The organism is Bhargavaea sp. CC-171006 (genome assembly GCF_009761675.1).
Lineage (GTDB): Bacteria > Bacillota > Bacilli > Bacillales_A > Planococcaceae > Bhargavaea > Bhargavaea changchunensis.
The window spans coordinates 155,747-169,806 of sequence record NZ_QUZH01000023.1 but is presented as its reverse complement, the minus strand read 5'-3'; the positions used below and the strand labels follow the sequence as shown (position 1 = coordinate 169,806).

General features: G+C 57.2%; 11 protein-coding genes. 8 read left to right on the top strand and 3 right to left on the bottom strand.

All coding sequences use genetic code 11. From position 1 onward, the window contains the following. Position 1: 1 nt before the first annotated feature. Together rnz and helD are read left to right on the top strand one after the other, a co-directional pair. The gene (rnz, locus tag DZC51_RS10505; protein ID WP_157295539.1) at positions 2-952 is read left to right on the top strand and encodes a ribonuclease Z; all 951 of its coding nucleotides are present in this window, start codon (positions 2-4) and stop codon (positions 950-952) included. A gap of 210 nt (positions 953-1,162) precedes the next feature. Next, a complete protein-coding gene (gene helD / locus DZC51_RS10500) occupies positions 1,163-3,499 on the top strand; it encodes an RNA polymerase recycling motor HelD (RefSeq protein ID WP_157295536.1) in 2,337 nt (778 codons plus the stop codon). 104 nt (positions 3,500-3,603) lie between these two features. On the opposite strand, the gene namA is transcribed toward helD, so the two are convergent. Together namA and proC are read right to left on the bottom strand one after the other, a co-directional pair. After that, positions 3,604-4,620 (bottom strand): NADPH dehydrogenase NamA, encoded by a 1,017-nt coding sequence (namA, locus tag DZC51_RS10495; RefSeq protein ID WP_157295533.1) that lies wholly within the window; start codon positions 4,618-4,620, stop codon positions 3,604-3,606. A gap of 52 nt (positions 4,621-4,672) precedes the next feature. Then, positions 4,673-5,482 (bottom strand): pyrroline-5-carboxylate reductase, encoded by an 810-nt coding sequence (gene proC, locus DZC51_RS10490; protein WP_157295530.1) that lies wholly within the window; start codon positions 5,480-5,482, stop codon positions 4,673-4,675. A gap of 390 nt (positions 5,483-5,872) precedes the next feature. On the opposite strand from proC, the gene DZC51_RS10485 reads away from it, so the two are divergent. The 6 genes from DZC51_RS10485 (at position 5,873) to DZC51_RS10460 (ending at position 12,338) form a co-directional block, all read left to right on the top strand. Next, a complete protein-coding gene (locus DZC51_RS10485) occupies positions 5,873-6,820 on the top strand; it encodes an MBL fold metallo-hydrolase (protein ID WP_157295527.1) in 948 nt (315 codons plus the stop codon). Continuing rightward, positions 6,807-7,559: an SDR family NAD(P)-dependent oxidoreductase gene (locus tag DZC51_RS10480; protein ID WP_157295524.1), complete on the top strand. Its 753-nt coding sequence runs from the start codon at positions 6,807-6,809 to the stop codon at positions 7,557-7,559. The genes DZC51_RS10485 and DZC51_RS10480 overlap by 14 nt, the downstream gene beginning before the upstream one ends. Before the next feature lie 107 nt (positions 7,560-7,666). Next, on the top strand, positions 7,667-8,047 hold the full coding sequence (locus DZC51_RS10475; RefSeq protein ID WP_157295521.1) for a hypothetical protein: 381 nt from the start codon (positions 7,667-7,669) through the stop codon (positions 8,045-8,047). 180 nt (positions 8,048-8,227) lie between these two features. After that, positions 8,228-9,454 (top strand): argininosuccinate synthase, encoded by a 1,227-nt coding sequence (locus DZC51_RS10470; protein WP_157295519.1) that lies wholly within the window; start codon positions 8,228-8,230, stop codon positions 9,452-9,454. Next, positions 9,451-10,839, top strand: a complete 1,389-nt coding sequence (argH, locus tag DZC51_RS10465) for an argininosuccinate lyase (protein ID WP_157295515.1) — start codon at positions 9,451-9,453, stop codon at positions 10,837-10,839. The genes DZC51_RS10470 and argH overlap by 4 nt, the downstream gene beginning before the upstream one ends. Positions 10,840-11,084: 245 nt before the next feature. After that, positions 11,085-12,338 (top strand): Y-family DNA polymerase, encoded by a 1,254-nt coding sequence (locus DZC51_RS10460; RefSeq protein ID WP_157295512.1) that lies wholly within the window; start codon positions 11,085-11,087, stop codon positions 12,336-12,338. A gap of 258 nt (positions 12,339-12,596) precedes the next feature. Here DZC51_RS10460 and DZC51_RS10455 read toward each other — a convergent pair whose 3' ends face one another. Beyond that, positions 12,597-14,006 (bottom strand): vWA domain-containing protein, encoded by a 1,410-nt coding sequence (locus tag DZC51_RS10455; protein ID WP_157295510.1) that lies wholly within the window; start codon positions 14,004-14,006, stop codon positions 12,597-12,599. Positions 14,007-14,060: the final 54 nt, after the last annotated feature.

Here is a 14,060-nt window from a genome sequence, read left to right as displayed (position 1 = left end):
CATGCAGATACAATTTTTGGGGACAGGCGCGGGCATGCCGTCCAAACAGCGGAACACGAGTGCACTTGCACTGAAGCTTCTGGAGGAGCGGGGGAGCTTCTGGCTATTCGACTGCGGAGAGGCCACCCAGCATAAGATGCTTCACACGACATTAAAACCGCGGAAGCTGGAGAAAGTCTTTATCACACATCTGCACGGAGACCATATTTTCGGACTTCCGGGCATGCTCGGTTCAAGAGGGTTCCTCGGAGGATCCGGGCGGCTTGACCTTTACGGGCCCAAGGGACTCAGGGAATGGGTTGAGGTGACACTCCGGATCAGCCGGACTCATCTCAACTATGAACTGGCCATTCATGAAGTGGATGAAGGAACCATATTCGAGGATGATTCCTTCATTGTCCGTGCGCTTCCGCTTGATCATGTGGTACCGTGCTTCGGCTACCGCATAGAGCAGAAGCCGCTGCCGGGAAAACTGCTCATTGACCACGCAAAAGCATCCGGAGTTCCAAAAGGACCGCTGTTGCGTGAACTGAAAGAAGGCAGGGACATCACTCTTGAAGACGGGACAGTTGTCAGAAGCCGGGATGTCACTGGCCCGCCGCAGCCCGGATTCACTGTCACAATCCTGGGCGACACACGATTCACCGCCAACGCCGTCAAGCTTGCGCAGGATGCGGACGTCGTCATCCACGAAGCGACGTTTGACCAGGAATCGGCCCAGTTGGCAGGACCCTACGGGCATTCCACGATTGTGGACGCCGCTAAAACCGCGCGCCTGGCGGGGGCGGGGACGCTGATCGCCAATCATATCAGCGCACGCTTCCTTCCCGAAGACGCTGAACACTTGGCAGCGGAAGCGGCACAGGTATTCTCACCAGTGGAGATTGCGGAAGATCTAGCGGAGTATGAATGGAAAAACGGCGTGTTAAGACGGCTTTATCCATCCAAATAAATGCGGGCAGTTGGGGAAAGTCCTCTGTCCGAATTTAATAAAAAATGAAAAAGCGCCCATATCCGATTGAACGGAATGGGCGCTTTATGGTATGGTTGTATGGATGTCGTCTTATAATCAGTTAACAGAAACACTTACCCTATCTTAACTATAATTCAACATCAGTCAATAAGTCAAGCCTTTTACAACATTTTTTCAGGGAGGTTTGCCATGAACCCGGAATTCAGGCACGAACAGCAACGGGCGGATCTTGTAATGGGCGTCATTGCAAAAGAAATCGCAAGGCTGAAAGCAGAGACGGCAAGACGCAAAGATGAAGTGGTCAATATCAGGAGGCATTTCTGGGACGAAGTGAAGGTGAACACCGACACATTCGATGATTACCTTGAGACCATCATCGGCCTGCGCCAGGAAGCTCAGGCGCTGTCCGTCAGCGAGGGCTCCCACCGGCATGCGTCCCGGCGGTTGTCGACGCTGCAGAGAATGAAAGAATCTCCTTATTTTGGCCGGATTGACTTTGCCGAGGACGATGAATCCATCCCGGAACCTTTCTATATCGGAATCTCTTCTCTTACTGATGCGGACGGGGAGGAATTCCTGGTGTACGACTGGAGGGCTCCGGTCTCCAGTGTCTACTATGACTGCCAGCCGGGACCTGCAGAATACGGGACTCCGGGAGGTACCGTACGCGGCACGCTGGAGGGCAAGTGGCAGTATCTCATCCGGAATGGCATCCTTGAATCCATGTTTGATACAAGTCTCACCATCGGAGACGAAGTGCTGCAGGAAGTGCTCGGCAAAAGGACCGATAAACAGATGCATAACATCGTCGCGACCATCCAGCAGGACCAGAACCGGATCATCCGCCATGATCGGGGAAGATTGCTGATCGTCCATGGCGCCGCCGGCAGCGGGAAGACGTCGGCCGCCCTGCAGCGCATCGCTTATTTACTATATAAATACCGGGAGCACATGAATGCAGATCAGATCATTCTGTTTTCCCCCAATACGATGTTCAGCAGTTATGTATCCAACGTTCTGCCGGAGCTCGGCGAAGAAAATATGCAGCAGGTCACTTTCCAGGAGTATCTGGAACACCGGCTGGGCCATGAATTCCAAGTTGAAACTTCCTACGGTCAATTGGAGACGGTCCTGAGCGACGCGGACACCGCCTCCAAAAGATCGAGGGTGGAAAGTATCCGCTTCAAATCGTCCGTCCAATTTATTGAAGCGATCAAATCGTACAGCCGGTCACTTGCATCATCGGGGATGCGTTTCAGGGAGTTGACGTTCAGAGGACGTCCGATTGTTACGGCTGAGCAAATGGCCGAACAGTTCTACGGTCAGGACCCTGAACTCCGCCTGCATAGCCGTCTGGAAAAGCTGAAGGACTGGCTGCTGGGAGAATTTAAAATCCTTCAGAAGGATGAATGGAAAAAGCAATGGGTCCAGGATGAAATCGAGATCCTCAGTGAAGATGCCTATCTCAAGGCTCACCGCTATCTTGCCGGGAAACGTGGATTTACAAGAGAAGCTGTTGCCGACTATGAAATGGAGCCGCAGGCCCTGGCCAAGCTGGTCGTTCACATGAAACTCAAACCTCTGCGCAAACTTGTCCGTACCTATCAGTTCGTCGATTTCGGAGCGCTGTACGGACAGTTGTTTGATGACCCTTCCAAGATTGGGCAGTGGACACAAGGAGAGATGCCGGGGGAATGGGGGGATATCTGCCGGATGACAGCGGCAATGCTTGAGGACGCCCGGCTCAGCCATGAGGATGCCACTCCTTTCCTGTTTTTAAAGGAACTGATCATGGGCTTTCAGTCAAACAATACAATTAGGCATGTCGTCATCGACGAGGCCCAGGACTATACACCTTTCCAGTTTGAATTTCTGAAACACCTGTTTCCTGTTGCAAAGATGACGGTGCTGGGGGACTTTAACCAGGCGATCTATGCCCATGCCGACGGCCGCACGGACTTCAGCATGCTCGCCGGACTTTACGGCCCTGATCAGACAGAGCTGGTGAATCTGACCCGGAGCTACCGGTCCACCAGGCCGATCATTGAATTCACACGGAAACTGATCCCCCAAGGGGAAACCATCATTCCTTTTGACCGCGACGGCGAGCGGCCATCCCTGGAACAGGTCTCCGATTTCAAAGAGCTGCACAGCCGCATCGGCCGTAGGGTCCATGACCTGCAGCGTCAGGGGCATCAGAGTATCGCGGTGATCTGCCAATCTGCAGAAGAGGCCCTGTACGCTTACGGATCATTGTCCGCCATCGATGGGCTTAAGCTCATCAAGAACGGAACAGGGGAGTATGAACAGGGAGTGGTCGTCATTCCGTCTTACCTATCCAAAGGTATTGAATTCGATGCGGTCATCATCTATAACGCTTCCCGGGAAGTCTATGGCGGCGAAAGCGTTCGGAGGCTTTTTTATACCGCATGTACACGGGCCATGCATGCACTCCATCTGTACAGTGTGGGGGAGCCGAGCCCGTTTCTCGAGGATGCAGTCCGGGGAGGCACCCTGCAGGTCTGATTTGAAGCCTTCAAGTACTGCAACATGTTCTTAACCCAAAAACGTGATCCCGTTTAATGAGCGGGATCACGTTTTTTCGTCTTTCCTATTCAACTATGGTCTTATCAGTTCCAGCCGCGCTCGTACTGGACAGGCGCCTGGATCTCCGCGCCGAGTTCCTTGGCGGCGCGTCTTGGCCAATACGGATCGCGGAGCAGCTCCCGCCCGAGAAGGACAAGGTCCGCGCGCCCGTTCTGCACGATTTCTTCCGCATGCGCCGGCTCCTCGATGAGTCCGACCGCACCGGTCAGGATGCCCGCACCGTTCCGTACCGTTTCGGAGAACGGGACCTGATAGCCGGGGTATGGGCTGATCCTCGCCGGTACGACTGCTCCCGAACTCACGTCGATGAGGTCGACACCCTGTTCCTTCATCCATTCTGCCATCTGCACATAATCTTCAGGCGTCATGCCGCCGTCGGTATAGTCGCTTGCGGAGATCCGGACGAAGAGGGGACCGCTCCACACTTCGCGTACCGCATCGACTGTTTCCCGTACGATGCGGTAGCGGTTTTCTGCGCTCCCGCCGTACCTGTCCGTCCGCCTGTTCGACAGCGGGGACAGAAATTCGTTCAGCAGGTAGCCGTGTGCACCGTGCAGTTCGATCACATCAAAGCCCGCTTCCTTGGCCCGGACGGCCGCATCGCGGAATGCCGAGACGGTTTTCCGGATATCGTCTTCCGACATTTCCTTCGGCGTCTTGTAGCGGTCGCTGAAGGCGATCGCGGAAGGGGCGAAAATGTCCCCGTCCGTCTCTGATTTCCGTCCCGCATGAGCAAGCTGGATGCCCGCCGCGGATCCGTGCTGCCTGATGAGTCGGGTAAGGTGCTTCAGCCCTTCGGTATGTCCATCCTCCCAGATGCCGAGGTCTTCATTCGAAATCCGTCCTTCAGGCTGTACCGCTGTCGCTTCGACGATGAGGAGCCCCGCTCCTCCGACGGCGCGCGACGGGTAGTGGACGAGGTGCCAGTCCTGGACCTTTCCGTCCTGTTCAGGACAGGAATACATGCACATCGGCGACATGACGATCCGGTTGCGGAGAGTCACGCCTCTGATTTCAATCGGTTCAAACAGCTTTGCCAAAACAATCACCCTTTTCCGATAGAATACCTATCTATTCTATCAACCGGGCCGTTCACTGTCCGTTCGCAAGCTCGCGGGAGCGATTTTCCGCTGCCTGGATGCAGGATGCGACCGCCTCTCTGAATCCTGCATCGTCGAGTGCACGGATGCCCGCTGCCGTCGTTCCGCCCGGGCTTGTCACATGCTCCCTGAGTTCCGCAGGCTCGCCCGTTTTCCTCTTCAGCATCGCGGCTGCCCCCTCGAGCACCTGTACGATCAGCTCTCGGGCGTCGGTCCCGCAAAGACCGGACGTGGTGGCCGCTTCCTCAAGTGCTTCGGCGAAATAATAAACGTAGGCCGGGCCGCTTCCCGCCAATGCGGTAATCAGATGGAGCTCATCCTCCTCGACTTCTTTCACGAGACCGATCGAGCCGAGCAGCGAGAGGATGTTGCGCCGTACTATGTCGCCGACATCCTCGTTCATCGCGACCCCGGTTGCGGCAAGGCCGATTGTGGCCGATGTGTTCGGCATGGAACGGGCGACCGGACGGTTTCCGAGTTTTTCTTCAAACAGGCTGATCGGAATACCGGCCATGACGGAAAGGACAGCCGCAGACGGATTCAGCTGCTCCGCCACATCATCCATCGCCTGACGGGCATCCTTCGGCTTGGTCGCGAAGACGGCCAGTTCCGCCTGTTTGATTTCCGGGTCGCCGGTCCTGACAGGAGTGATGCCGTATTTGTCCCTGAGTTCCTCCAGGCGGGCCTGGTCCGACTTATTCATGACGAATACGGAAGCCGGTTCCACAGCTCCGTTTGATGTGATGCCGGCGATGATCGCCTCCGCCATTGAACCGGCGCCGATAAATAGTACGTTTTTCACTTCTGATCATCTCCTCCGGTAAAATAAAAAATGCGCTTCCGTCCCTCATGATGTTCATCATGAAAAGGACGAAAACGCATCGGTTTCCGCGGTACCACCTTTGTTCGCCGGACTGGCCGGCGCAACTCTTCTCCCCTTTAACGCAGCGGGATACGGCCATGTTTCCATGGCGGCTCGGAAGCAGGTTCGGGGCGGGAGAGGGGATGCGGCTCTCATCCGGTGACCGCATTTTCTGTGCGCCATCACCGCCCGTACTGGTCTTCGTCGGAGCGTCCGTTCATTTGATTAGTGCGATTATAGGCATGCCTGACCGGCAAAGTCAACAGGTGACGTAAAGAAGTCGCTTGTGTAAAATGGATGAACGACCATTCATTTTCCGGAGGGGATCCGATGACTATCCATAAAATTACGATGCCGACGCCGTTTGCCGTCGGTGATGTAAATGCATACTTGATGAAGGGGGATGCGCTCACGCTATTTGATGCAGGGACCAATACCCCGGAGGCTGCTGAAGCGCTGTTATACGGACTGAAGGCGGCAGGCTACGCACCCCGTGATATCGAGCAAGTCATCCTTACGCATCATCACCCCGACCACAGCGGGCTCGTCGAACGGTTTGAACGCGCCCGCCTGCTCGGTCACAGGTACAACGAACCTTGGCTGGTCCGTGACGAGGCATTTTTCCGGTGGCATGACCGGTTTTATCTGGAATGTCTCAAGGAAGAGGGCGTGCCGGACTCTGATCATCACTGGGTGAAGAAGATGAAGCGCCCTGTGGAATACATCGGGAAACGTCCGCTTGACGGCGTGCTGGAAGACGGGGAAGATGTCCCGGGACATCCGGGGTGGACGGTGATGGAAACACTCGGACATGCCCAAAGCCACCTTGTCTTCTTTAATGAACGGGACGGGGAGATGATCGGCGGCGATCTCATACTCGGGAAGATTTCTTCCAATCCGCTGATCGAGCCCCCGCTCGATCCGGAAGAAGACCGCCCGCGGTCGCTTCTTCTCTACAATGATTCAATGCGCCGTGTAGCGGAGCTCCCCGTCACCCTCATCCATCCGGGGCACGGGGAAGGGGTCCGGGGAATCACGGAACTTGTCTCAAGCCGGCTCGGCCAGCAGAAGGAACGGGCCCACGCCGTGCTGGACATGCTCTCGGACGGGCCGAAGACGATCTATGAACTGACGAAGCGGCTGTTTCCTCATGCCTATGAGCGGGAACTCGGCCTCACGCTTTCTGAAACAATCGGACAGACCGACTGGCTGGCCGCAGAAGGGCTGGTAACGGAAACAAGAAAAGAGGATGGTGTACTTTATTATGAAAAAGCATAAGCGGGTGCTGGTCACCGGGGCGACGGGCGGCATCGGCCGGGCTGTTGTAAAGGACCTTCTACGCGAAGGCCATCTCGTACTCGCGACAGGCCGGAACCCCGATATCCTTTCCCATCTGTACAAGATGGGGGCGGGTGTCATCGAATCGGACCTGACCACGAAGGAAGGGCTGGACCGGGTCACGGCTGCGGCAGGGGCACCCGACGTGGTCATTTTCGGCGCGGGGGTCGGCACATTCCTTCATGCACATGAACTTACCGATACAGATATCTCACAGACGATGGAGGTTAATTCTGTCTCTCCGATGAAGCTTCTCAGCCGGATTCTCCCCGGCATGATCGAGCGGGGAAGCGGCCATATCATTTTCATCGCCTCCGCGGCGGGAAAGGTGTCGACAAAGAAAACTGCCGTCTATTCGGCATCCAAAGGCGCCATCCTCGGATATGCGGACGCGCTCCGGCTTGAGATGGCCGCTCATGGACTCGAGGTGACGACGGTCAATCCCGGCCCGGTCGATACGCCATTCCTCGACCACGTCACCCCGGGATCCCGGTACCGGGAATCCATGAAGGGCTATATGATCTCGCCCGAGCAAGTCTCAAAAGCGATCATCACCGTGATGGGCCGGCCGATCCGTGAGGTGGACCTACCCTGGTATATGGCCGCCGTCACCCGGATCCATTCGATCGCCCCCAATCTAACCGAAAAGATCGGGCGGAATTTTTTCGAAAAAAAATAAGCCTTTGATTTTGTCTTCCTCATACCGGCAGACAACGCTTCGTAGGCAATCGCCCTTTGACCCGAACCCCTTTGTGAATAGGATATGCGGGATAGGGGGTATGACAGATGACCAGAAATTATGAACGGCACCATGACCGGGATTGGGATCACAGGGATTTCTGGCAGGACAGACACCGGCACCATGACCATGACTGGTACTGGGATCATGACCGATGGCGGCGCCATGACCACGGCAGGGATAGGCATCGGGATTGGAACCGGCGCCACCATGACGATCATGATTGGAACCGGCGGAGGAATCGGGGCCGTTGGAGCGGATACGAAGAATCTTTATTCGGGTTTGCGGGCAGCCTGATCGGAAGCGCGTTGTATCCGCAATATCCATACGGCGATTATTATTCATATCCATTTTCTCAACCGTATCCATATCAGCAGCCTTTGCATTCCGCTTATGACAGCCATCCGTATGGATACGGCTTTTATTAAGCGCCCAAATCATTGCCTTGCACACCGGAGAAACATTGTGGGGAGCGGCCTTAGGGCAGCTCTTTTTGTTTTCTTTGAAATTGCATAAACATTTCCTTGCGTCGATGTTTATTCCATGTTATGATTCTCTCATGAATAAAACATGTATATTATGAATAAACATACACGGAGGGATTCACTATGGCTAAGAAAGTCGTTCTCGCCTACTCTGGCGGTCTGGATACATCGGTTGCAATTGCGTGGCTCAAGGAAAAAGGATATGACGTTGTCGCGGTCTGCCTCGATGTCGGTGAAGGGAAAGACCTGGATTTCGTCAAAAATAAGGCGCTTGAAGTCGGCGCTTCCGAAAGCTACATGATCGACGCGAAAAAAGAGTTCGCCGAGGAGTTCGTCCTCACTTCGCTCCAGGGTCACACGATGTACGAAAACAAATACCCGCTCGTCTCCGCGCTGTCGCGCCCGCTCATTTCGAAGAAGCTCGTCGAAATCGCGCATGAAACCGGCGCGACTGCGGTGGCACACGGCTGCACCGGCAAAGGGAACGATCAGGTCCGCTTCGAAGTATCGATCAACGCGCTTGATCCGTCCCTGGAAGTGGTTGCACCGGTCCGCGAATGGAGCTGGTCACGTGAGGAAGAGATTGAATATGCGAAAGAGCGCAATATCCCGATTCCGATCAACCTCGACAGCCCATACTCGATCGACCAGAATCTGTGGGGCCGTGCGAACGAATGCGGCATCCTCGAGAACCCGTGGATCGCGCCTCCGGAAGATGCATACGACCTGACTGCTTCCATCGAAGATGCACCGGATACACCGGACGTCATCGAGCTGGAGTTTGTCAAAGGGGTTCCGGTTTCGCTGAACGGCGAGAAGAAAGAACTGCATGAACTGATCCTCGAGCTGAACGAACTGGCGGGCAAGCACGGCGTCGGCCGCATCGACCACGTCGAGAACCGCCTCGTCGGCATCAAGTCCCGCGAAGTATACGAGTGCCCGGCGGCGATGACGCTGCTGACTGCGCACAAAGAGCTGGAAGACATCACGCTCGTGAAGGAACTCGCGCACTTCAAGCCGGTCATCAGCAAGAAGCTGACGGAACTCATCTATGAAGGCCTCTGGTTCTCGCCGCTCACCAAGGCGCTCCAGGCATTCCTGAAAGAGACCCAGCAGTTCGTCAACGGTACTGTCCGCGTGAAGCTCTTCAAAGGCCATGCAATCGTCGAAGGCCGCAAGTCGGACAACTCGCTCTATGACGAGAAGCTCGCAACCTACACGAAGGAAGACGAGTTCAACCACGCATCCGCCGTCGGATTTATCGAGCTGTGGGGCCTTCCGACAAAAGTCCACGCATCCGTCAACAAAGCTGCCGAATCTGCGAAGCAGCCGGAGAAGGTGCAGTCATGACCGAAAAGCTCTGGGGCGGCCGTTTCCAGAAGACCGCCGAGGAGTGGGTCGACGAGTTCGGCGCATCCATCGGCTTTGACCGGGAGCTTGTCTTGGAGGACCTTGAAGGCAGCACCGCGCATGTGAAGATGCTCGGCAAATGCGGCATCCTGACACAGGAAGAGACGGAAGCGATCCTCGGCGGCCTGGAAAAGCTGAAGGAACAGGCGAAGGCGGATGAGCTGGAATATTCAGTCGAGCTCGAGGACATCCACCTGAACCTGGAGAAAAAACTGACGGACGACATCGGCCCGGTCGGCGGCAAGCTGCACACCGGACGCAGCCGGAACGACCAGGTCGCGACCGATATGCACCTTTACCTGAAGGAGCGCACGAAGGAGATCATCGCCCTTACCGAAGATTTCCAACAGGCGATCCTCGAGCAGGCGGAAGCCCATGTCGAGACGCTCGCTCCGGGCTACACGCATCTTCAGCGCGCGCAGCCGGTATCGTTCGCCCATCATCTGATGGCGTACTTCTGGATGCTTGAGCGCGACAAGGGCCGCTTTACGGACTCCCTGAAGCGCATCGACCTGTCGCCGCTCGGAGCAGGCGCGCTTGCCGGGACGACGTTCCCGATCGACCGCCATTACTCCGCGGAGCTGCTCGGTTTTGCCGGCGTGTATGAAAACAGCATGGACGCGGTGAGCGACCGGGACTTTATCGTGGAATTCCTGTCCGCCTCGTCGCTTCTCATGGCCCATCTGTCGCGTCTTGCCGAGGAGATCATCCTCTGGTCCAGCCAGGAGTTCGGCTTCATCGAACTGGATGATGCGTTCTCGACCGGCTCCAGCATCATGCCGCAGAAAAAGAACCCCGACATGGCGGAACTGATCCGCGGCAAGACCGGGCGTGTGTACGGTAACCTGATCGGCCTCCTCACGACGCTGAAAGGTCTGCCGCTCGCCTACAACAAGGACATGCAGGAAGACAAGGAAGGCATGTTCGACACGGTCAAGACCGTCACCGGCTCGCTCCGCATCTTCGCGGGCATGATCCGCACGATGACCGTGAACACGGACGTCATGGAAGAGGAGGTCAGCAAAGACTTCTCCAACGCGACCGAACTCGCGGACTATCTGGCAGCCAAGGGCATGCCGTTCCGCGAAGCGCATGAAGTGACCGGCAAGCTGGTCTTCACCTGCATTCAAAAAGGGTGCGTCCTGAAAGATCTGCCACTTTCCGACATGCAGGAGGAGAGCACGCTGATTGAAGAGGATATCTACGATGTCCTTGCGCCCGTTGCGGCCGTCCGCAGGAGAAATTCCTACGGCGGCACCGGATTTGACCAGGTGTGCGTGCAGATCGGGAAGGCGAAAGAGCTCATCGGCGTGGCAACAAAATAAAAATTCAGATTCGGACCGGAACGCCATCGCGCGTTCCGGTTTTTTGTTTCCCTTGATTCAAGGGGCGGAGCTCTCCGTAGCGCAATCGCCCCGGTTCGATGAATACTCATGCCCTTCTTTCTTTCATCTCATCCCCTCCATTTCCCAAAATTGCCGTTGAATGATTCCCCGCGGTTTGGCTATACTGAGGGAGGGGAACATTTGTTCTATAACGAATATATTGATCAAAAAGGAGGATGCGCGCCATGTATGAGGGACTGCCGGACCGGAAAATCATCTGCCTGGATATGCGGAGCTTTTATGCAAGCTGCGCGGCCGCAGACGAGGGACTGGACGTTTTAAAGGAGCCGATCGCCATCATCGGGGACCGCGACCGCAAGGGGAGTGTCGTCCTCGCGGCCTCGCCCCGGCTCAAGCGGGAGTTCGGTGTGCGGACGGGTCACCGGCTGTATGAGATCCCGGACGATCCGTCGATCCGGCTCATCGAACCGAAGATGGGCTTCTACGTCCGGGTGTCGATGGAGATCACCCGGCTCCTTGGCGAATACGTGCCGAAGGAAGCCATCCACGTGTACAGCATCGACGAGGCGTTTGTCGATCTCGGCGGGACGGAGCGGCTGTGGGGGCCTCCGGAAGAGACCGTAAAGCGGATCCAGGACCAGCTGCTTGCCCAGTTCCAGATGCCGGCCGCCATCGGTATGGGGCCGAACATGCTATTGGCGAAGATCGCCCTCGACCTGGACGCAAAAAAGACCGGATTCGCCAGATGGACGTACGGGGATGTCCCGGAAAAACTGTGGCCGGTCGCCCCGCTGTCGGGAATGTGGGGAAACGGCCGCCGGATGGAGCGCCGGCTGAACAGCCTTGGCATCTTTTCCGTCGGCGACCTTGCCCATGCCGATCTCAAGCTGTTGGAGAAGGAGTTCGGCGTCATGGGCAACCAGCTGTACCACCATGCATGGGGCATCGACCTGTCGGAGCTCGGTGCACCGCTTATCGCGGGGCAGGTCAGCTATGGGAAGGGCCAGGTGCTTTACCGCGATTACGTGAAGCGGGAGGATATCCTCGCCGTCATCCTGGAGATGTGCGAAGACGTGGCACGGCGCGCGCGGGAAGCAGGCCGCGCCGGTCGCACCATCCACCTGTCCGCCGGCTACAGCGAGAACGCGTACGGGGGAGGGTTTTCCCGCTCCCGGTCGCTTGAGACGGCCACCAACTCGACAATGGCCATCTACCAGGTATGCACCACGCTTCTTGATGAGTTCCACGACGGCCGCCCGGTCCGTCGGCTCGCCCTTTCGCTTTCCAATCTGGAGGAGGAGCACTCCATGCAGCTCAGCTTGTTCGAGACGCGCAAGTGGGAGGAGCGCAAGCTCGGCGCCGCCATGGATGCAATCCGGTCGAAGTACGGCCCGGCCGCCATTTTGCGCGCCGTCTCCTATACGGATGCCGGAACCGCCGTCGGGCGGGCGAAGCTGATCGGCGGCCACAAGATGTAACTCCACCGCCGGCAGCACGGACGGCGGTTTCGTCATTCAGGGCACCGATTTCATCATTCGGTGATGGAGTCTAGTCATTCGCGCCTCCGGTTTCGCCATTCATGCGGTGAATGACGAAATGGCGGGCCCAATGATGAAATTACCGGTCCCAATGACGAGATCGACAGGACGAATGACGAAACTGGGCAGCAGATACAAGCCGCCCGGCCTTTCCCGGAAGCCAAAAACCGGCCATGCCGCAGCATGACCGGTTCCGGTTCAGGATCCTTGTTCTTTTTTCAGCGCTTCCATCCGGGTGCGGTAATCATCGATCTTTGCATCGATCCGCTCGACTTCAGAGTTGATCGCGTTACGCTTTTCCTCTTCGAGCCCGTCCAGGATAAGGAGGTGGGCTTCTTCCCGTGCAATGCTCCTGTCATTCAGGGCATCCCGCATGGCTTCATCGATCAGGCCTTTTTCCAGCATCAGATCGGCAGCGCCCATGAACCTGTACTTTTCGCTCGTGGCCGCGCGCTTCGCGAGTGTAGCCCGTTCGGATATGCGGTGGAGGGCCGTCGAGCTTTCCCATCCGTCCGGCGACTGGTAGACGAGGAGGGAGAGGTCGAGGTCGGACGGCAGCCAGTACTCCGTCATGCCGCCGGTCATCTCTTCCAGGCTGTCGGCCCCATGGTAATTGCCGTTCCCGGCATCGGCTACGGCTTTCAGCTGGCTTTCCGCCTCTGCGTCGACCTGGAAGCCGATGATGTCGACGTGGCGTCCGGGATGGTCTTTGACGAAAGCCGCGGCTTCCTTGACCGGGTCGCCGCCGCACGTCTCCGCCCCGTCGCTTACGACATAGACCGTGATGTCGCCTTCATGCTGCGCGAGATCTTCCCGCGCCTGGCGGATGGCGCCGGCGAGCGGTGTCCATCCGGCCGCCTGCACGCCGTCGACGGCAGCGTTGAACGTTTCCGCGTCATACTTCCCGGATGGGTAGATGTCCTCAATGGTACCGCAGGAAAGCGCCTTGTCGGCTTCGTTCTGTGTGCCGGCATGACCGTATGCATAAAGAGCCACGTCGCTTTTCTGGCCGATTGTGCGGCCGAAGCTCCTCACCGCGCTTTTGGCGGTTTCCATCTTCAGCTGCCCATCGGCTTCCAGCAGCATGCTGGAGCTGGCGTCGAGGAGGATGACGGCCTTTTCTGGGAAGGCCGGCCGCGTTTCTGATTCGACTTCATGGGGTTCGGGCAGGAGCGGCTCGTCAAAGGCCGGCTCGTACTCTGCCAGCCATCCGACAAGTTCACTGTAGGACGGGGTGCCGAGTGTGCCGGCGATTGCACCGAACAGGGCATCGGGGTCATCTCCCGCCGCTTCGGCGGCAGGCTTCACGCTGTCGAGAAAAGCATCGCGGATGGTTTCCGGCACTTCCCGGCCGTTCCATGTGGAGGCTTCCCCTTCAATCGTGAAATCGGCCGTGAGCTCGCCTGGCGGCAAAGCGGCAAGCTCGTCCGCCGTCTCCGCTTGCAAAACGACGGGGGAGAATGCCGCCTGATCCGTTTCCTTCTTATTTTCCGCAGCGGGGGCGGACCCGGCCGCTTCATCCGGCACCTGCTCGGGCGAATCCGCGGTTCCGCCTGAGCATCCTGCCAACAGGGCGGCGGCCAACAAAGTGATTAACAATGGTTTCACAGTTGCTCCTCCTATTCTGATCTTCGGGTTTATCTACGGAGCGGCGCGCAAAAG

Bases quoted from the DNA above. Each gene is read 5' to 3' on its own strand.
- rnz (WP_157295539.1), top strand. From the start codon at position 2: ATGCAGATACAATTTTTGGGGACAGGCGCGGGCATGCCGTCCAAACAG.
- helD (WP_157295536.1), top strand. From the start codon at position 1,163: ATGAACCCGGAATTCAGGCACGAACAGCAACGGGCGGATCTTGTAATG.
- DZC51_RS10485 (WP_157295527.1), top strand. From the start codon at position 5,873: ATGACTATCCATAAAATTACGATGCCGACGCCGTTTGCCGTCGGTGAT.
- DZC51_RS10480 (WP_157295524.1), top strand. From the start codon at position 6,807: ATGAAAAAGCATAAGCGGGTGCTGGTCACCGGGGCGACGGGCGGCATC.
- DZC51_RS10475 (WP_157295521.1), top strand. From the start codon at position 7,667: ATGACCAGAAATTATGAACGGCACCATGACCGGGATTGGGATCACAGG.
- DZC51_RS10470 (WP_157295519.1), top strand. From the start codon at position 8,228: ATGGCTAAGAAAGTCGTTCTCGCCTACTCTGGCGGTCTGGATACATCG.
- argH (WP_157295515.1), top strand. From the start codon at position 9,451: ATGACCGAAAAGCTCTGGGGCGGCCGTTTCCAGAAGACCGCCGAGGAG.
- DZC51_RS10460 (WP_157295512.1), top strand. From the start codon at position 11,085: ATGTATGAGGGACTGCCGGACCGGAAAATCATCTGCCTGGATATGCGG.